The 17,708-nt window shown below is 69.5% G+C and carries 14 protein-coding genes; 6 read left to right on the top strand and 8 right to left on the bottom strand.

Annotated elements, in window-relative coordinates; all coding sequences use genetic code 11:
* The first annotated feature begins 44 nt into the window (after positions 1-44).
* From mfd to FHG71_RS15390, 3 genes are read left to right on the top strand one after another with little or no spacing between them, the layout of a single operon-like run.
* Positions 45-3,572 carry a transcription-repair coupling factor gene (gene mfd, locus FHG71_RS15380; RefSeq protein ID WP_139082585.1) on the top strand — a complete coding sequence of 1,176 codons (3,528 nt, stop codon included), beginning with the start codon at positions 45-47 and terminating at the stop codon, positions 3,570-3,572.
* A 19-nt stretch (positions 3,573-3,591) separates the two neighbouring features.
* A complete protein-coding gene (locus tag FHG71_RS15385; RefSeq protein ID WP_139082586.1) occupies positions 3,592-4,995 on the top strand; it encodes an ArnT family glycosyltransferase in 1,404 nt (467 codons plus the stop codon).
* A gap of 38 nt (positions 4,996-5,033) precedes the next feature.
* Entirely contained in the window at positions 5,034-5,657 is a 624-nt protein-coding gene (locus FHG71_RS15390) for a helix-turn-helix domain-containing protein (protein ID WP_139082587.1), read from the top strand.
* 34 nt (positions 5,658-5,691) lie between these two features.
* Here FHG71_RS15390 and FHG71_RS15395 read toward each other — a convergent pair whose 3' ends face one another.
* On the bottom strand, positions 5,692-7,521 hold the full coding sequence (locus FHG71_RS15395; RefSeq protein WP_425467365.1) for an extracellular solute-binding protein: 1,830 nt from the start codon (positions 7,519-7,521) through the stop codon (positions 5,692-5,694).
* Positions 7,522-8,039: 518 nt separating this feature from the next.
* Between FHG71_RS15395 and FHG71_RS15400 the strand changes: the two genes are divergently transcribed.
* The gene (locus FHG71_RS15400) at positions 8,040-8,825 is read left to right on the top strand and encodes a 3-hydroxybutyrate dehydrogenase (protein ID WP_139082588.1); all 786 of its coding nucleotides are present in this window, start codon (positions 8,040-8,042) and stop codon (positions 8,823-8,825) included.
* A 9-nt stretch (positions 8,826-8,834) separates the two neighbouring features.
* On the opposite strand, the gene FHG71_RS15405 is transcribed toward FHG71_RS15400, so the two are convergent.
* The 4 genes from FHG71_RS15405 to FHG71_RS15420 form a co-directional block, all read right to left on the bottom strand.
* Entirely contained in the window at positions 8,835-9,440 is a 606-nt protein-coding gene (locus tag FHG71_RS15405) for a LysE/ArgO family amino acid transporter (RefSeq protein ID WP_176559444.1), read from the bottom strand.
* Positions 9,437-10,204: a DUF502 domain-containing protein gene (locus tag FHG71_RS15410; protein ID WP_139082589.1), complete on the bottom strand. Its 768-nt coding sequence runs from the start codon at positions 10,202-10,204 to the stop codon at positions 9,437-9,439. The genes FHG71_RS15405 and FHG71_RS15410 overlap by 4 nt, the downstream gene beginning before the upstream one ends.
* A gap of 64 nt (positions 10,205-10,268) precedes the next feature.
* Positions 10,269-11,198 (bottom strand): pseudouridine-5'-phosphate glycosidase, encoded by a 930-nt coding sequence (locus tag FHG71_RS15415; protein WP_139082590.1) that lies wholly within the window; start codon positions 11,196-11,198, stop codon positions 10,269-10,271.
* A complete protein-coding gene (locus FHG71_RS15420; RefSeq protein ID WP_139082591.1) occupies positions 11,195-12,088 on the bottom strand; it encodes a PfkB family carbohydrate kinase in 894 nt (297 codons plus the stop codon). The genes FHG71_RS15415 and FHG71_RS15420 overlap by 4 nt, the downstream gene beginning before the upstream one ends.
* Before the next feature lie 255 nt (positions 12,089-12,343).
* Between FHG71_RS15420 and rpsB the strand changes: the two genes are divergently transcribed.
* Positions 12,344-13,111, top strand: coding sequence for a 30S ribosomal protein S2 (rpsB, locus tag FHG71_RS15425; RefSeq protein ID WP_139082592.1), 768 nt, complete (start codon positions 12,344-12,346; stop codon positions 13,109-13,111).
* A 76-nt stretch (positions 13,112-13,187) separates the two neighbouring features.
* Positions 13,188-14,066: a translation elongation factor Ts gene (tsf, locus tag FHG71_RS15430; RefSeq protein ID WP_139082593.1), complete on the top strand. Its 879-nt coding sequence runs from the start codon at positions 13,188-13,190 to the stop codon at positions 14,064-14,066.
* A 258-nt stretch (positions 14,067-14,324) separates the two neighbouring features.
* On the opposite strand, the gene FHG71_RS15435 is transcribed toward tsf, so the two are convergent.
* The 3 genes from FHG71_RS15435 to FHG71_RS15445 are packed head-to-tail and all read right to left on the bottom strand — an operon-like array spanning position 14,325 to position 17,535.
* Positions 14,325-15,107 (bottom strand): LuxR family transcriptional regulator, encoded by a 783-nt coding sequence (locus FHG71_RS15435; protein ID WP_246045472.1) that lies wholly within the window; start codon positions 15,105-15,107, stop codon positions 14,325-14,327.
* 23 nt (positions 15,108-15,130) lie between these two features.
* Positions 15,131-16,738, bottom strand: a complete 1,608-nt coding sequence (locus FHG71_RS15440; RefSeq protein ID WP_139082595.1) for a PAS domain-containing hybrid sensor histidine kinase/response regulator — start codon at positions 16,736-16,738, stop codon at positions 15,131-15,133.
* Positions 16,739-16,740: 2 nt separating this feature from the next.
* Positions 16,741-17,535: an alpha/beta fold hydrolase gene (locus FHG71_RS15445; RefSeq protein WP_139082596.1), complete on the bottom strand. Its 795-nt coding sequence runs from the start codon at positions 17,533-17,535 to the stop codon at positions 16,741-16,743.
* Positions 17,536-17,708: the final 173 nt, after the last annotated feature.

Here is a 17,708-nt window from a genome sequence, read left to right on the forward strand (position 1 = left end):
GGGCGGGCGTTGACACCGCGACCCGGGACGGTAGGTGACGGCGCATGTCGAGCTCTCCCCACCATATCACCGTCGGCGGCGCGCCCGAGGGCTTGGACGCCAAGCTGATCCTTCAGGAACTGGACAAGTCGGGCTGCTGCGTTGTGCATGTGGCGCGCGACGACCGGCGGCTGGCGGCCATGCAGGCGGCGCTGGCCTTCTACGAGCCGGGCCTGCCGGTCTTCACCTTTCCGGCCTGGGACGCGCTGCCCTTCGACCGCGTCTCGCCGAACCCGGAGATCGCGGCGCAGCGCATGGCCACGCTGGCCGCTCTCGTCCATGCGATGCCGGAGCGCTACGTGCTGCTCACGACGCTCAACGCCGCGACCCAGCGCGTGCCGGCGCGGGACCTGCTGCGCGAGGCGGCCTTCACCGCGCGGGTGGGCGACCGCGTGGACGAGCAGGAGTTGCGACGATTCCTGAGCCGGATGGGCTTCACGCAATCGCCCACGGTGACCGAGCCCGGCGACTATGCGGTGCGCGGGGGGCTGATCGACGTCTGGCCGCCGGGGCATACGGCGCCCGTGCGGCTCGACTTCTTCGGGGACACGCTGGACGGGGCGCGGCGCTTCGACGCCTCGTCGCAGCGCACGACGGACAAGCTGTCAGTGGTGGAGTTCGCGCCCGTGTCCGAGGTCATCCTCGACGAGGCAGCCATCACGCGGTTCCGGCAGAACTACCGCATCGAGTTCGGCGCCGCGGGCACCGACGATCCGCTTTATGAGGCGGTGAGCGCCGGGCGCAAGCACGCGGGCATGGAGCATTGGCTCGCCTTCTTCCACGAGCGGCTGGAGACGCTGTTCGACTACCTGCCCAAGGCCACGATCACGCTGGACGACCAGATCGCGCCGGCGCGGGTGGCGCGCTGGGCGGCGATCCTGGACGCCTATGAGGCCCGCCGCGCGGCGATGGCGGACCGCAGCCGGCTCGACACCGTCTACAAGCCCGCGCCGCCGCAGCTTCTCTACCTGGACGAGGAGGCCTGGGCCGCCGCCGTGAAGCTGCGGCGCGTCCTGCAGTTCAGCCCGAACAAGCTGCCCACCGGCTATGGCGTGATCGACGCCGGGGGTCGCATGGGACGCGACTTCGCGCCCGAGCGGCAACAGGAGAAGGTGTCGCTGTTCGGCGCGCTGGCCGACCATGTGAGGAAGCGGCTCGACGCCGGGCCGGTGGTGATCGCCAGCTACTCCGAAGGCGCGCGCGAGCGGCTCATGGGGCTCCTGGAGGACGAGGGGACGGGCGAGACGATCCCCGTCATGGACTGGAGCCGGGTCGGCCGGCAGGGCATTCATCTGGCCGTCTGGCCGCTGGAGCATGGCTTCGAGGCGCCTGGGCTGACGGTCATCTCCGAGCAGGACGTGCTGGGCGACCGGCTGATCCGGCAGACCCGCAAGAGGAAGCGCGCGGACAACTTCCTGACCGAGGTCAACAGCCTTACGCCCGGGGACCTTGTCGTGCACGTGGACCACGGCGTCGGGCGTTACCTGGGGCTGGAGGTCATGAAGGCGCTGGGCGCGGCGCATGAATGCCTCGTGCTGGAGTACGCCGAGAACACCAAGCTTTACCTGCCGGTCGAGAACGTGGAACTCCTGTCCCGCTTCGGGCACGAGGAGGGGCTTCTCGACAAGCTGGGCGCGGGGGCCTGGCAGGCGCGGAAGGCCCGGCTCAAGGAGCGCATCAAGCTCGCGGCCGAGCGGCTGATCCGCACGGCGGCGGAGCGGGCGCTAAGGAAGGCGCCCGAGCTGGAGCCGCCCGAGGAGATCTGGGACCAGTTCCTGGCCCGCTTTCCCTATGCCGAGACCGACGACCAGCTTCAGGCCATCGAGGACGTGCTGTCCGACATGGACTCGGGAAACCCGATGGACCGGCTGATCTGCGGCGACGTGGGCTTCGGCAAGACCGAGGTCGCCATCCGGGCGGCCTTCGTCGCGGCCATGTCGGGGGTGCAGGTCGCGGTGGTCGCGCCGACGACGCTGCTGGCGCGGCAGCACTACAAGACCTTCGCCGAGCGCTTCCGGGGCTTCCCCATCGAGGTCCGGCCCCTGTCGCGCTTCGTGAGCGCCAAGGAGGCCACGCAGACGCGCGAGGGAATGGCCAAGGGGACCGTCGATATCGTCGTGGGCACCCATGCGGTGCTGGCCAAGCAGGCGAAGTTCGCGAACCTAGGCCTGCTGGTCATCGACGAGGAGCAGCACTTCGGCGTCGCCCACAAGGAGCGGCTCAAGGAGATGCGGTCGGACATTCATGTCCTGACGCTGACCGCGACTCCCATTCCGCGCACGCTGCAACTGTCGCTGTCGGGCGTGCGGGACCTGTCGGTCATCGGGACGCCGCCCGTCGACCGTCTGGCGATCCGCACCTACGTGTCCGAATTCGACACCATCACCGTCCGAGAGGCGCTGCTACGGGAGCGCTATCGCGGCGGGCAGAGCTTCTTCGTGGTGCCGCGGCTCGCCGACCTTCCCGAGATGGAGGACTGGCTGAAGCGCGAGGTGCCCGAGGTCAGCTACGTCGTGGCCCACGGGCAGATGGCGGCGGGCGAGCTCGACGACCGCATGAACGCCTTCTATGACGGCAAGTATGACGTGCTGCTGGCCACGACCATCGTGGAGTCGGGGCTCGATATCCCGACGGCCAATACGATGATCGTCTGGCGCGCGGACATGTTCGGTCTGGCGCAGCTTTACCAGATCAGGGGGCGCGTGGGGCGGTCCAAGGCGCGGGCCTATGCCTACCTGACCACCCGGCCGCGCCAGAAGCTGACGCAGCAGGCCGAGCGGCGGCTGCGGGTGCTGGGGAGCATCGATTCGCTGGGCGCGGGCTTCCAGTTGGCCTCGCAGGACCTCGATATCCGGGGAGCGGGGAACCTGCTGGGCGAGGAACAGTCGGGGCAGATCCGCGAGGTGGGCTTCGAGCTGTACCAGCAGATGCTGGAGGAGGAGATCGACCGGCTGCGGTCCGGCGGCGGCGACGTGATCGAGTCCGATGGACCCTGGGCGCCGCAGCTCAACCTGGGCGTCCCGGTGCTGATCCCCGAGGAGTACGTGCCCGACCTCGACGTGCGGCTGGGGCTCTATCGGCGCCTGTCGGGACTTTCGACCAAGGTGGAGCTGGAGGGCTTCGCGGCCGAGCTGATCGACCGCTTCGGGACGCTGCCGCGCGAGGTGAACACGCTGCTTCTGGTCGTGCGGATCAAGGCCATGGCGCGCAGGGCCGGGGTGGCCCGGCTGGACGCGGGGCCCAAGGGGGCGACGGTGCAGTTCCACAACGACCGCTTCGCCTCGCCCGGGGGGCTGGTCGAGTACATCCAGGCGCAGGGAGACCAGGCGCGCATCAAGGACAACAAGCTGATCGTCCTGCGCGACTGGAAGTCCGAGGCCGACCGGATCAAGGGCGCCTTCGCCATCGTGAAGGATCTGGCCGAGAAGGTGGCCGAGGCGCAGCCCGCCAAGGTGAAGCCCAAGGAGCCTGTCCCGGCCGGGGCGGGCGCGACCCCGAAGCCCGCCGCCAAGGCGCAGGGCCGGGCGCGCTGACGGCGGAAGGCGGGGGAGCATGGCGAGGGACAGGCAGGGCACCGCATCGCGCTGGACGCGATACGAGCTGGTCTGGGCGCTCGTGGTGCTTGGCTACTTCGTCGTCCAGATGCTTCTTCGGATGCGGTTCGGCCGGGCTCTGGAGCTCGACGAGGCCGAGGCCCTAGTCCATGCGCGCGAGCTTCGTTGGGGATATGGGGCGCAGCCGCCGCTCTACTTCTGGCTCCAGTGGGGGATGTTCCGGCTCCTGGGCGAGACGGTGCTGGCCTTGGCGGCGCTCAAGGCGCTGCTGCTGACCGGCGTGCTGATCGGGGTCCATGTCCTCCTGCGGCGCGAATGGCCTCCGGTGACGGCGGGAGTGGGGGCGCTGTCGCTGTCGCTCCTGCCGCAGGTGATGTGGGAATCGCAGCGGGCCCTGACGCATTCAGTGCTGGCGCTGCTGATGGCCGTGGTCATGGCCGCCTGCGCCCTGCGCGCGCTGGAGCGGGGGGGAATGGGGAGCTACCGGCTGCTCGGCCTTGCGGTCGGGCTGGGTGTGCTGTCCAAGTTCAACGTCGCGGTCTGGGCTTTGGGGCTTCTCGGGGCGGCGGTGATGCTGCCCGAATGGCGGGCGCGGCTTCGGATCGGTGGCGTCGCCGCCGCGATCGGGGTGGCGGCGACGGTGGTCGCCCCGGTGGCCGTCTGGATGCGCGCGAACCCGGACCTGAGCACGCAAAGCGTCGAGAAGTTCGGCATCGAGACGGGCGCGATCGCCGCTCGGGCGCAGGGCCTTCTGGACCTGCTGGTGGCCGGACTGGGTTTCCTGGCGCTGGTGATCCTCGTGGTCCTGTCGGCGCTCCTGCTCCGCGCCCGGCCCGCCCGGCGGCTTCCGCCCGCCACCCAGTTCCTGGCCGTGGCGGCGGGTCTGTCGATCTTGGCCGTGGTGGCCTTGGTCTTGGCGACGGGCATGACCGAGATGAAGGACCGGTGGCTGCTGCCCTTCGCCTGGCCGCTGGCGCCTGTGGCGGTGCTGGTCTTCTGGCCGGGACTCGGACGGCGGGGGCGCGGGGCGCTGGGGGGCTTCGTGGCGGGACTCTGGCTCCTCGTCGCGGCGGCGCTGCCCTTCGCCAACCTGTCGGGCTACCGCGGCATGGACTGGGAGCCACTGGCAACCCGCCTGAACGCGCTGGGGCCGCCGGAGCAGCCGATCCTCGTGGCGGACCAGTTCGCCGCCGGGAACCTGATCCTGGCCGCGCCCGAGCTGTCTCCCGTCTTTCTGATGAGCCCGGAGGCGTTGCCATCGGGTCGGTCGATCCTCGTGGCCGAGGAGGGAAGCGACTGGTGGGCGGCGCCGGACGTGGCCGGGCGCGTGGAAGGCCGGGAGATCGTCGAGGTCCGGCGCGGTGGCCGGATCTTCCGCTTCGTCGTGGCGCGTTTGGGCTGAGTTGCGGCAGGGCCACCCGCTCGTGTAAGAGGCGCCGCATGGCTGCCAAGGACCCCCAGACGCTCATCCGCATCGCCCGCGCCGACGGCTCGGCGGACCATGCGTCCCCCATCGACCTGGGCGCGCGCGTGCGCGAGCTGCGCCGGGCCCGCGACTGGACGCTGGAGCAGGCGGCGGCGCAGGCAGGGCTTGCCCGTTCCACGCTGTCCAAGATCGAGAACGGGCAGATGTCGCCCACCTACGATGCGCTCAAGAAGCTCGCGGTCGGACTGGGCATTTCGGTGCCCCAGCTCTTCACGCCGGCGCCGCGCGGACAGGTGAACGGGCGGATGACGGTGACCAAGGCGGGCGAGGGCACGGCGCAGATCACCACCACCTACGAGCACGAGCTTCTGGCCGAGACCCTGAGCCGCAAGCAGATGCTGCCCTACCGGACGCGGGTGCGCGCGCGGCGGCTGGAGGAGTTCGGGGGCTGGGTCCGGCACGACGGCGAAGAATTCCTCTACGTGCTGACGGGGGCGATCCGGCTTTACACCGAGTTCTACGAGCCGGTGGAGATGAAGCGTGGCGACAGCGCCTATTACGACGCCTCGATGGGCCACAACGTCGTCTCGGTGAGCCAGGATGACGCGACGATCCTGTGGGTGACATCGCTGGCCTGAGGAACGGAAAGGGCGCCCGGAGGCGCCCTTCGCGTCAGTTGGCGGGCGCGTCCTCCCACCACCAGACATCGGGCTCCCAGCCCGGCAGGTCGCCCATGACGGGCAGCCGCTCGGGGTGGCGCAGCTCGGCCGCATGGGCGATGCGCGCCATGTTCCACTGATAGAACGGGATCACGTAGCGCCCCGTCGTCAGCACGCGGTCGAGCGCCTGCGTGGCGGCCGTGAAGTCCTCGGTCGATTCGGCGGTGAGCATGTCCTGAATCAGGCCGTCGATGGCCGGGGATTTCACGCCCATGAGGTTGCGCCCGCCGGGCGCGTCGGCCTGGGCCGAGCCCCAGTAGAGGTTCTGCTCGTTCCCCGGCGACAGCGACAGGTCCCGGCGGAAGTAGGTCATGTCGAAGTCGTAGCCGTCCGTCCGCTGCTTGTACTGGGCCGAGTCGACCGAGTTCACCGTGACCTGCATCCCCAGCCGTTCGAGCGACTGGACGTACATGTCCACGATCGAGGCCGTCTCGGAGGAGCCGTTCTCCAGCAGGATCTCGAAGGCGAAGGGCTCCTGGGCCGCGTTGCGCAGGACGCCGTCCTCGCCCACCGTCCAGCCCGCCGCCTCGAGTTGCCCGAGCGCCTGGGCCACGTTGCGGCGGTTCCGCTCGGACCCGTCACTGACGGGCAGCTCGTAGCCATCGAGGGCGCCGGGCAGGAGCGCGTCCTCGTACTTGGCGAGGTACTCGGCCACCCGACCCTCGGCGGGCCCGTGCGACATGGCGAGCGGGCTGTTGGAGAAGTAGGAGGTGATCCTCTGCTGCTCGCCCCCGGTCATCGCCTCGTTGATGAACTCGAAGTTGAAGGCCAGCATCATGGCGTCGCGCACCCGCCAGTCCGAGAACAGCGGGTCGCGCATGTTCATCACGAGGCCCGTCATGCCCGACGGTCGCTGGTGCGGGATCTCGGACAGCACGACCTCGCCGTCCTGCACGCGGGGGAAGTCGTAGTCGCTGGCCCAGCGCGCGGCGTTGGTCTCGCGCGCGATGCTGGTCTCGCCGGACTTGAAAGCCTCGAAGGCGGCGGTCTCGTCGCCGAAGAACTCGATCCGCACCTCGTCGAGGTTCATCGTCCCGCGACGGAAGGGCAGGTCGGAACCCCAGTAGTCGGGATCGCGCCGGAGCGTGACCGACCGTCCGGCGTCGTAGGACTCGACGACATAGGGACCGGTCGTGACGGGAATCATGTCGAGCCCATCGGCCTCGGCGAAGTCGGCTCCATCCCATTGCTTCTTCTGCAGGATGGGCCGCATCCCGGCCAGAAGCGCGAGTTCGCGGTCCGCCGTGTTGAAGGTCAGACGCACGCCACGCTCACCGACGGGCTCGATGCTGGCCACCTTGGACCAGAAGGTCTGGTAGCGCGGATGGCCCTGCGTGCCGAGCGTCTCGTAGGACCAGATCACGTCCTCGACCGTCACCGGGTCGCCGTTGGAGAAGCGCGCCTCGGGGCGGAGCTGGAACTCGACCCAGCTCCGGTCGGGGGCCACATCGATCGATTCGGCCAAGAGGCCGTAGAGCGAGAAGGGCTCGTCCAGCGAACGGCCCATGAGCGATTCGGTCACGAGGAAGGTGAGCTGCCACGGCACCTTCCCCTTGAGGATGTAGGGATTGAGGCTGTCGAAGGCCCCGACCTCGGCCGACACGATGGAGCCGCCCTTGGGCGCGTCGGGATTGACATAGGGCAGGTGATCGAAGTCGGCGGGCAGGGCGGGCTCGCCGTACATGGCGATGCCGTGGCTGGGCTCGGCCCAGGTGGCGGTGGCCAACGTCAGGGCCAGCGCCGCGGCGGCCGGTCCCGGCCATCTCGCGAGCAGAGGTTTCATGGTGCCTGTCCTCCCCGGTGCCTCTTGGAGCGTTCGGCGAGCTTTACGCGTACGAACCCGCGAAATCAAACTTTTGGCTAGCGGAGCGACAGCGGAACGCTTATAAAGGGATCACTGCTCGATAGGTTTCTTGCCTGTATGAAACCTGCCTCAACAACTCAGCGCCCGCCCTTTGGCGGGCGTTTTTTTGTGCCCGCGCCCGTTGGCGGCGCCAAGTTCATGCAAAATCTCAGGATTCCTGCGCCTCTTCGTCCGTTCCGGTCGACAGAGGCGGCGCGAAGCGTGGCGCAGGCTCTACACTGTGGCAGCGAATCGCGTCAAGCCACGTTCCGGATTTCCCTGAGGCGACGGTTTGTCCACAGAGGCAACGGCTTGGACCGAACGATTCAACTCCCGTCTCAGCGAATCGCGTTGGCGGAAATTTGCCGATAGTGCGGCGCTGACATGGCGGTGTGCCGCCCATTGCCGGCCGGCTCGGCGCGCTTATGATGCCGCAGTGCGACATGAAGGAGAGCGCCATGGACACCGCCCGCCCGCTGACCGGACGCACCGCCGTCGTGACCGGATCGACCTCGGGCATCGGGCTCGGGATCGCACGGGCCCTGGCCGGGGCCGGAGCGGCGGTGGTGCTCAACTCCTTCACGGATGGGGAAGGCGACCACGCCCTGGCGCGCGAGCTGGGCGCCGAGTTCGGAATCGAGGCGCGCTACATCCGAGCCGACATGTCGCGTGGCGAGGACTGCCGCCGGCTGGTCGACGAGGCCGGAGCCTGCGACATCCTGGTGAACAACGCAGGCGTGCAGCACGTGGCCCCCATCGACGAGTTCCCTGTCGCGAAATGGGATCAGATCCTGGCCATCAACCTGAGTTCCGCCTTTCACACGACGGCCGCGGCCCTGCCTGGGATGAAGGCCCGCGGCTGGGGGCGGATCGTCAACGTGGCCTCGGCGCACGGGCTGACCGCCTCGCCCTTCAAATCGGCCTATGTGGCCGCCAAGCACGGGCTCGTGGGGCTCACCAAGACCGCCGCGCTGGAGGTGGCCGGGCAGGGCATCACCGTCAACGCCATCTGTCCGGGCTATGTGCTGACCCCCCTCGTGGAGGCGCAAATCCCCGACCAGATGAAGACGCACGGGATGGATCGCGACACGGTCATCCGCGAGGTGATGCTGGCGCGCCAGCCCTCTCGCCAGTTCGCCACCGTGGAGCAGATCGGAGGCACGGCCGTCTATCTCTGCTCGGAGGCGGCGGCGCAGGTCACGGGCACCACGATCAGCGTGGACGGCGGCTGGACGGCCCTGTGACCGGCCGCTTCAGGCCGAAAGCACGAGCCCTGCGGCCAGCGTCCACATGACGGCGGCGATGGCGGTGTCCAGCACGCGCCAGGATGCGGCCGATGTCATCACGGGCGCGAGGAGCCGGGCACCGTAGCCCAGCGAGAAGAAGAACACGAAGGAGGCGGTGGTCGCCCCCAGCCCGAAGGCTAGGCGATGCGAGCCTTCGAACTGTGTGGAGACCGCGCCCACGAGGCCCAGCGTGTCGAGATAAACGTGGGGGTTGAGCCAGGTGAAGGCCGCACCCATCGCAAGTGTCGCCCCGAGCGGCGCGGAACGGCCGGACAGGACCAGTCCGTAGTCGCCCTTCCAGGCGGCCCACAGCCGCTGCGCGCCATAGACGAGGAGGAAGGCCGCCCCGCCCAGCGCCATGACGCGCGGCAACCCCGGTAGCGCCTGCGTCAACGCGCCGAAACCCAGGACACCGGCCGCGATCAGAACGGCGTCCGACAAGGCGCAGAGCAGGCAGAGCGGCAGCACGTGCGCCCGGAGGAGCCCCTGCCGCAGCACGAAGGCGTTCTGCGCGCCGATGGCCAGAATCAGTGAGAGCCCCGTGAGGAACCCGGTGACGCAGGCGGCGATCATTCGGCGGCTTGTGCGGGATCGACTGGCAGGGGAAACGCCGGGGCGGCCTCGCCAGGATAGACGAGCCCGGCCGAGATGACGATCTTGGCCGCGTCCTCCAGCGTCATGTCGAGCTCAATGACCTCGGAGCGGCGCACGAAGAGCAGGTAGCCTGTCGTGGCGTTGGGCGTGATCGGGCGGAAGAGGCTCACCATCTCCTCGCCCGAGGCGTCGGCGAGCCGATGGCGGATCTCGCCACGCAGCGGGGCCGAGATGAAAGCCAGCGACCACATTCCCTTGCGGGGAAACTCGACGAGGCAGGCCTTCTCGAACCGGGCGTCGGACTGGGTGAAGACGGTTTCGGAGATCTGCTTGACGGCGTTGTAGACCGACCGGATCACGGGCACCCGGCCCACCACCTCCTCGCCCGTGCGCAGGAGCGAGCGGCCGATCAGGCCCTTGGCGACCCAGCCGATCAGGACCGTGAAGACGAGGAACACCACGACGCCCACGCCGCGGATGTCCAGCTCGATCCATCCGGGGCTGCCGCGCGCGTGCCCGAGCCAGCGATTGATGATGGAATCGGGGTGCCAGTAGTTCGGCACGAAGGGCATGACGACGTTGTCCACCCATCCCACCGCCGTCCAGATCAGCCAGACGGTGAGCCCGATGGGCGCGATGACGACCACGCCCGCGAAGAAGTTGTTGCGCAGCGCCCCCAGAATGCGCGTCACCAGCCAGTGCTGCTGGCGCGGCGGGGGAGTCACGGGTTCGGGCGGGCGCATGGGCAGGACCCTCGGTGTTCGGGACGGTTCTAGGCCGGCGCCGGCCCCGACGGCAACACGCGGCTTAGAGAGCACCCATGGCCGCTGGCCGCCGGGACAGCTCGACGGCGATCCGGGCGGCAAGGCGGGCGTTGTTGAGCACCAGCGCGATGTTGGCTTCGAGGCTTTGGCCCCCTGTCAGCTCGAAGATCCGGCCCAGGAGGAAGGGCGTGACGGCTTTTGCAGCGATGCCCTGCTCGCTGGCTTCACGCAGCGCCTGCTCGATCACGGGGCGGAGCGTGTCGACCGCGATCTCGTCCCCATCCGGGATCGGGTTCGCCACGAGTTGCCCGCCGGGCAGGCCGAGGGCACCCCGCATCCGGTGGGCGGCCGCGATCTGCGCGGGATCATCCATGCGCAGCGGCGCCTTGAGGCCCGACCTACGCGACCAGAAGGCCGGCAGCTCGTCCTGGCCCACGGCAATGACGGGAACGCCCAGCGTCTCCAGCACCTCCAGCGTCTTGGGCAGGTCGAGGATCGCCTTGGCCCCGGCTGCGACGACCGTCACGGCGGTCTGCGCGAGCTCGTGGAGGTCGGCCGAGACGTCCATGCTCGTCTCGGCCCCCCGGTGGACCCCGCCGATGCCCCCGGTGGCGAAGACCTCGATTCCGGCGACCCGCGCCGCGATCATCGTGGCCGCGACGGTAGTGGCGCCGGTCCCTCCGGTGGCGAGGCAGGCGGCGAAGTCGGCGCGCGACAGCTTGGCCACGTTATCGGTCTGCCCAAGCCGGGTCAGCTCCCCGTCGGACAGCCCCACATGGAGCCGGCCCCCGATCACCGCCATGGTCGCGGGCACGGCTCCGTGGGCGCGCACCTCGGCCTCGACCCGGCGCGCGGTCTCGACGTTGCGCGGCCAAGGCATCCCGTGGGTGATGATGGTCGATTCGAGCGCAACCAGGGGCTGGCCCTCGTGGCGGGCCTTTTCCACCTCGGGCGCGAAGATCATGGGGATCATGTAGGGTTGTCTCCCGAAACGTAGAGTGCGGCTGTCCGGAGGGCACGCGAGAGCGCCTCGTCGCGGCCGGCGCCCTCGCGCTCGGCCACGATGTGGGCGGCCATAAAGGTGTCGCCCGCGCCAGTCACGCGCGTGACCAGCACCTCGGGCGGGATCTGGGTCAGCACGCCCGAACCGTCGGCGTCCGAGGCGCCCCGACCCCCGTCGGTGACGAGCGCCCGGCGGGCCCCGCGCGCCACGAGCCCCTGCGCGGCCTCCTCGGAGCCGGCGAAGTCGCGGTGGCACAGAAGGCCCGCCTCCTCGCGGTTGACATAGATCGTCGCGCCGGGATGGCCGAGGAGGGGCAGGAGCCGCTCGGCCTTGCCGGGACTCGCGGGGGCCACGCGCAGGTCGGCACGGGCGAAGAGAGGCGAGACGGCGATGCGGGCCAGCAGGTCGGCCGTCAGGTTGCCGTCGAGCGCCACCGGCCCGGCCCAGGGCGTCTCCGGGCTGCCCAGGCGCCCATCCTCCAGGGGTCTCAGGATCTTGTCGCCCGCAGCTTCCAGGGAATGCGCGTCGGCGATGGCGGCCACGAGCCCGTTGCCGCCTTCGACCGCCATGTAGCGATCGGTCGGCAAGTCCTCGGACAGGTAAGCATATTCGGTCAGGAGGCCCATGCGCGCCGCCTCGGCCACGAGCTGGTCTCCCTCCGCGTCGCGGCCCACCGCAGTCAGGATCGCGGGGCGCAGGCCGAAGCGGCGCAGCGTCATGGCGATGTTCATGGCGACGCCGCCGGGGACGCGGGTGATCCGCCCCGGCACGTCGGCCCCGAGCCGCATGTGCGAGGGCGTGCGCCCGATGATGTCCCACAGGACCGAGCCGATGCAGAGGATGTCGGGAGCAGGCGTCATGGTCCCGCAGTTGCCTCCATGCGCCCCCTGGGGTCAACCCGGTCCCGCCCCATCAACTTGGTCCAAATACGCAATCCGACCGGTCCTCCCGCGCACCGGTGGGGCGTTCTGGCCCTTGCAATCGGGCGGCGATATGGCTAGGTCCCCCCCACTTCGCAGGCGGAGGCGGGCGTTCGGGGGAGACATCCCCGTCCGTCCACCGGTTGGGGGAAACCCTGATCCTCCGCCGAGGGCTCAAACCGGAAAGGACAGGACATGGCTCTCCCCGAGTTTTCCATGCGCCAGCTGCTTGAAGCGGGCGTGCACTTCGGCCACCAGACCGCGCGCTGGAATCCGCGCATGGCGCCGTTCATCTACGGCTCGCGCAACGGCATCCATATTCTCGACCTCACGCAGACCGTCCCCATGCTGGACGAGGCGCTGCGCGTGATCCGCGACACCGTCGCCCGCGGCGGCCGCATCCTGTTCGTCGGCACCAAGCGCCAGGCGGCCAAGGGCATCGCCGACGCCGCCGAGCGTTCGGCCCAGTTCTACATGAACCACCGCTGGCTGGGCGGCACGCTCACCAACTGGCAGACCGTCTCGCAGTCGATCGCCCGCCTCAAGGCCATCGACGAGGCCGCCGAGCGCGGCTTCGAGGGCCTGACCAAGAAGGAGCGGCTCGGCATGGAGCGCGAGCAGGCCAAGCTCCAGGCCACGCTGGGCGGCATCCGCGAGATGGGCGGCGTTCCGGACCTCCTGTTCGTCATCGACGTGAACAAGGAAGACCTCGCCATCCAGGAAGCTCAGAAGCTGGGCATCCCGGTCGTGGCCGTGGTGGACACCAACTGCTCGCCCAAGGGCGTGGACTACGTGATCCCAGGCAACGATGACGCCGCCCGCGCGATCCAGCTCTACTGCGACCTCGTGGCCCGTGCCGCGCTCGACGGCATGAGCGCCCAGCTTGGCGCCGCCGGCGTCGATCTCGGCGCCATGGAGAACTACGCCGAGGAGACGCTCGAGGACGCCGGCGCGACCGCCTGACGCCCGCGAGGGGACTGTCGCGTTACTGACATCGGGCGGGTGCATCACCCGCCCGAATCCGTTCAAGGAGGATAGGATGACGATCACCGCGAGCATGGTGAAGGAACTGCGCGAGACCACCGGCGCAGGCATGATGGACGCCAAGAAGGCGCTGACCGAGACCGACGGCAACATGGAAGCGGCCATCGACTGGCTGCGGACCAAGGGCCTCGCCAAGGCCGCCAAGAAGTCGGGCCGCACCGCGGCCGAGGGCCTCGTGGGCGTCGCCGTCTCGGGCGGCACGGGCGTGGCCGTCGAGGTCAACTCCGAGACCGACTTCGTCGCCAAGAACGGCGAGTTCCAGTCGCTCGTGCGCAACGTCGCCACCGCCGCCCTGGGCGCGCAGGATATCGAGTCGCTGCGTCAGGCCGACGTGAACGGCCAGACCGCCGAGACGGCCGTGACCGAAGCGATCGCCAGGATCGGCGAGAACATGACGCTTCGCCGCATGGCCCGGATCGAAGGCGAAACCGTCGTCTCCTACATCCACAATGCCGCCGCCGAGGGCCTGGGCAAGATCGGCGTGCTGGTCGCGCTGTCGGGCACCGACAACGGCATCGGCCGCCAGATCGCCATGCACGTCGCCGCCGCGAACCCCGCCGCGCTGGACGAGGCCGCGCTCGATCCGGCGCTGGTCGCCAAGGAGCGTCAGGTCCAGTTCGACATCGCCAAGGAATCGGGCAAGCCCGATGCCGTGATCGAAAAGATGCTCGAAGGCCGGATGAAGAAGTTCATGGCCGAATCGACCCTGATGGGCCAGGCCTTTGTCGTGAACCCGGACCTGACCGTGGCCCAGGCCGCCAAGGACGCCGGCGTCACCGTGACGGGCTTCGTCCGTCTCGCCGTGGGCGAAGGCATCGAGAAGGCGCAGGAAGACTTCGCGGCCGAGGTCGCCAAGATGAACGCGGGCGCCTGACACGACCCGAGTGGGGCGGCACCGGACCGGGACAGTGGTCCGGTGCCGCCTCGCGACCCGCCCGAGGGACAGACGGCCGGATCGTCGCGGTCCCTGTGCGGCAGATGCGGGGCGAATCCGTGGACGGGGCTGCGGCCAGAGCCGCAGGGAGGTCCCGATCCGTCATCCTAGCCAGGGCCGGCTGCTCGTTCTCAACGGACATGGATGTGCCACGATCGGCCCGACCTGCCGAGTCAGGGAAACCTGACCTCGCGCGGCTCAGGCGTCGATCGTGAACATCTGGTTGTAGAACGCCGCCTTGAGCACCGCCTGCGCGGTCGTCTCGACGTCCAGCGCCTCGCGGGCGAGGCGGAGGTGCTTCTCCACCGTCGCGGCCGTCAGGCCCATCAGCAGGGCGATGTCCTGCGCCGTCTTGCCGTCGCCCACCCATTGCAGCACCTCTCGCTGCCGCTGCGTGAGCTGGCGCGCGCCGCTGTAGGGCAGGGTGAGAAGCTTGAGGTGGAACACGTTGTTCATCACCTGGATCGTGGGCCCGTGCTGCGTCCAGAGCGCGTCCACCTCGTCCTGAGGCATGCCGGGATGAGCGCAGAGGCCGATCCCGCCCTTGGCGCGCTGCGACACCGAGCGGAAGCTGATCGTGTAGCCCGCCGTGATGCCCATCTTGCGGTTGAACTCCAGCACCTTGAGCTCGGGCGGCGTGAAGGCGCCCTTGGCCACCATCTGGTGGAGCCACGACCAGGAGCAGGCGCCATCGTTCTCCAGCGCCCATCGGATCATGGGCGCGTTGGCGTAGAGCCCGTCCTCGATGTAGGGGCGCATGTAGGCGGACGGGAAGTTCGTCAGCACCACCCAGTCCTGCGGGTCCCCCAGCGAACGGCCGCTGCGATAGCGTGTATAGCCGTAGAGCAGGCGGTCGAAACCATAGGACGCCATGGCGTCCTGGTGCAGCCGCCAGAGCGCCTCGACCGAACTTGCGTTGTTCACGCGGTCCAAATGGACAACAAGATCCTGCATGGTCCCCGACACCCGATGCCGTGCCATGGCACATCATTTCGCGGCGTAGATCAACTCCCGCCGTGGTTGCCCAGCGCGAGCCCGATGGCGCCGGCGAGGTCCCGGGGGCCAAAGGGCTTGCTCAGGCGCGGCAGGTCACCCGGCTCCACCCCCGAGCCGTCGGCGAAGCCCGTCACCAGAAGCACCGGCAAGCCGGGCCAGCGCCGGCGCGCCTCGCGCGCGAGCGCCGTGCCGGTCAGGCCCGGCATGGCGTGGTCCGTGACCAGGAGGTCGGGCCGCTGCAGCTCCAGCCGGGCGAGCGCCGCCTCGCCGGAGGTGACTTCGCTGAGTTCGTGGCCCAGTTCGCGCAGCATGTCGGCGATGCTGGCGCGCACGAGGCCGTCGTCGTCCACGAGAAGGACGCGCAGGGAGCGTGCGGCTGGGACGGGAATCGCCAGTGTCGGGCGGGGCAGGGCGGGCGCGTCCTCGGCCATTGGCAGCAGGACGCGGACGCGGGTTCCCTCGCCGGGCGTGCTGTCGATCAGCAGGTCCCCGCCGCTCTGGCGCGCGAAGCCATGGACCATCGACAAGCCGAGCCCCGTGCCTCGGCCCGAGGTTTTGGTGGTGAAGAAGGGCTCGGTCGCGCGCCGCAGGACCTCGGCCGTCATCCCGCAGCCGCGATCGCGCACCTCGATCGCCACGTAGGCGCCTGCGGGCAGGCCCGAACGGTGCAGGTCCTCGGCCGTCGCGCACCCAAGGCGGAGCGCGAGCAGCCCCGATCCGTCCATGGCGTCGCGGGCGTTCACGCACAGGTTGAGCAACGCCAGTTCGAGCTGGCCGGGATCGACACGAGCCGGGGGCAGGGCGGGCTCGACCTCGATCCCGAGCGCGACCATGGGTCCGACGGAGCGGACCACGAGGTCACGCAGGCCATCCACCAATTCGGTGAGATCGACGGTCCGCACCTCCAGGTGCTGCTTGCGGGCGAAGGTGAGAAGGCGGCTGACCAGCACGCGCGCGCGCTCGGCGGCTTCCGATGCCGCGGCGACCAGCCGCTGCCCGCGCGGATCGAGCTGGCTGCGGCGCGACAGGATGTCCAGGCAGGCGACGATGGGGGTGAGCAGGTTGTTGAAGTCGTGCGCGACGCCGCCGGTCAGCTGGCCCAGGCTCTCAATCTTCTGGAGCTGCACCAGCTCGGCGGTGCGGGCCTGCACGCGCGCCTCCAGTTCGGCGTTGAGCGCCGACAGGGCTTGGGCGGCGCTGCGGGCGCGCTCGCGCTCCGCCAGGAGCTCGCGCTCGTAGGCGCGTCGCTCGCTCGCGTCCACGACCAGAAGGCGATAGCCCAGATGCGTGCCGTCCGCGCCTGTCACGCGGCGCCAGTCGATGAGGGCGGGCAGGCGGCTGCCGTCGAAGCGGCGCAGGTCGAGCGCGACCTGCCGAAGTTCGCCCTCGATGCGCAGGATCGGGCCGCAATGGGTTTCGTAGAAGATGCGGGCTCCGGGGGTGAGGAGCTGGGCCACGGGCCGGCCCCGCAGCTCGGCCGCCGTGGTCCCCAGCCATCCGGCCAAGGTGGCGTTGGACCGCACGATCCGCCCCTGGATGTCGAGCGCGAGATAGCCGACCGGCGCGCGGTCGTAGAGCTCCTCGCGCGTCTCCTCGGGCGGCTCGGGCGCGGTCATGCTCAGGCCGACAGGAAGGCCTGGATGGCGCGGGTGGTCTCCTCGGGGGCGCTCATATGGGGGCAGTGGCCGGTCGCCTCCATCAGCACCAGCTCGCTCTGCGGCAGGTGGCGGTGCATGTAGTGGCCGACCTCGATGGGCGCGATCATGTCCTGCTGGGTCTGAAGCACCAGCGCGCGGACGGGGCAGCGCGGCACGTCGGCGCGGTGGTCCGACAGGAAGACCACGCGGGCGAAGCGGCGCGCGATGTCGGGATCGGTGCGGCAGAAGCTGCCCGTCAACTCGTCGCCCAGTTCGGGCCGGTTCACGTTGCCCATGATGAGAGGCGCCGTGGCCCGCGACCAGCCCAGGAAGTTGCTGTCGAGCACCTCGAGCAGGCCTTCGATGTCGTCGCGCGAGAAGCCGCCCACGTAGTCGCCATCGTCGATGAAGCACGGCGACGGTGAGACGAGGACCAGCGAGGCGAATCGGCTAGGCTCGCGGATGGCGGCAAGCATGGCCATGGTCGCCGCCGCCGAATGGCCCACGAGGATCACGTCGTGAAGGTCCAGCGCCGCGACAACCTCCAGCAGATCGTCGACGTAGCCATCGAAGCTTGAGTATTTCTGTGCGTCGTAGGCACCGAGATCCGAGCCGCCGGCGCCCACATGGTCGAGAAGCACCACGCGGTGGTCGCCCTCGAACCGGGGCGCCACACCGCGCCAGGCGTTGAGATCGCACCCGAAGCCGTGGGCGAAGACGATCGGGCGCGTGCCGCTGCCCGAAACCTTGACGTTGTTCCGCTGCAGCACGTTCATGGCGCGCTCCCTTGACCCAGCTACGTTCTAGCCGAGCGACGCGGTCGAATCCAAGTGCCGACCTAGTGTATCCACTGCTCCCGGGCTGCCTTACTTTACATAATATATCTTATGCGACTTTTGGATGTAGGCGCAAAGTAGAACTGTCTCATCTGGGCAAAGTAGAACTGTCA

Source organism: Rubellimicrobium roseum, from assembly GCF_006152145.1.
In the GTDB taxonomy this organism is placed as follows: Bacteria; Pseudomonadota; Alphaproteobacteria; order Rhodobacterales; family Rhodobacteraceae; genus Rubellimicrobium; species Rubellimicrobium roseum.

Coding starts and splice junctions, on each gene's coding strand:
- FHG71_RS15435 (WP_246045472.1), bottom strand. CDS start 15,107: ATGGCACGGCATCGGGTGTCGGGGACCATGCAGGATCTTGTTGTCCAT.
- FHG71_RS15445 (WP_139082596.1), bottom strand. CDS start 17,535: ATGAACGTGCTGCAGCGGAACAACGTCAAGGTTTCGGGCAGCGGCACG.
- FHG71_RS15385 (WP_139082586.1), top strand. CDS start 3,592: ATGGCGAGGGACAGGCAGGGCACCGCATCGCGCTGGACGCGATACGAG.
- tsf (WP_139082593.1), top strand. CDS start 13,188: ATGACGATCACCGCGAGCATGGTGAAGGAACTGCGCGAGACCACCGGC.
- FHG71_RS15400 (WP_139082588.1), top strand. CDS start 8,040: ATGGACACCGCCCGCCCGCTGACCGGACGCACCGCCGTCGTGACCGGA.
- FHG71_RS15390 (WP_139082587.1), top strand. CDS start 5,034: ATGGCTGCCAAGGACCCCCAGACGCTCATCCGCATCGCCCGCGCCGAC.
- FHG71_RS15415 (WP_139082590.1), bottom strand. CDS start 11,198: ATGATCCCCATGATCTTCGCGCCCGAGGTGGAAAAGGCCCGCCACGAG.
- FHG71_RS15395 (WP_425467365.1), bottom strand. CDS start 7,521: ATGAAACCTCTGCTCGCGAGATGGCCGGGACCGGCCGCCGCGGCGCTG.
- mfd (WP_139082585.1), top strand. CDS start 45: ATGTCGAGCTCTCCCCACCATATCACCGTCGGCGGCGCGCCCGAGGGC.
- FHG71_RS15405 (WP_176559444.1), bottom strand. CDS start 9,440: ATGATCGCCGCCTGCGTCACCGGGTTCCTCACGGGGCTCTCACTGATT.
- rpsB (WP_139082592.1), top strand. CDS start 12,344: ATGGCTCTCCCCGAGTTTTCCATGCGCCAGCTGCTTGAAGCGGGCGTG.
- FHG71_RS15440 (WP_139082595.1), bottom strand. CDS start 16,738: ATGACCGCGCCCGAGCCGCCCGAGGAGACGCGCGAGGAGCTCTACGAC.
- FHG71_RS15410 (WP_139082589.1), bottom strand. CDS start 10,204: ATGCGCCCGCCCGAACCCGTGACTCCCCCGCCGCGCCAGCAGCACTGG.
- FHG71_RS15420 (WP_139082591.1), bottom strand. CDS start 12,088: ATGACGCCTGCTCCCGACATCCTCTGCATCGGCTCGGTCCTGTGGGAC.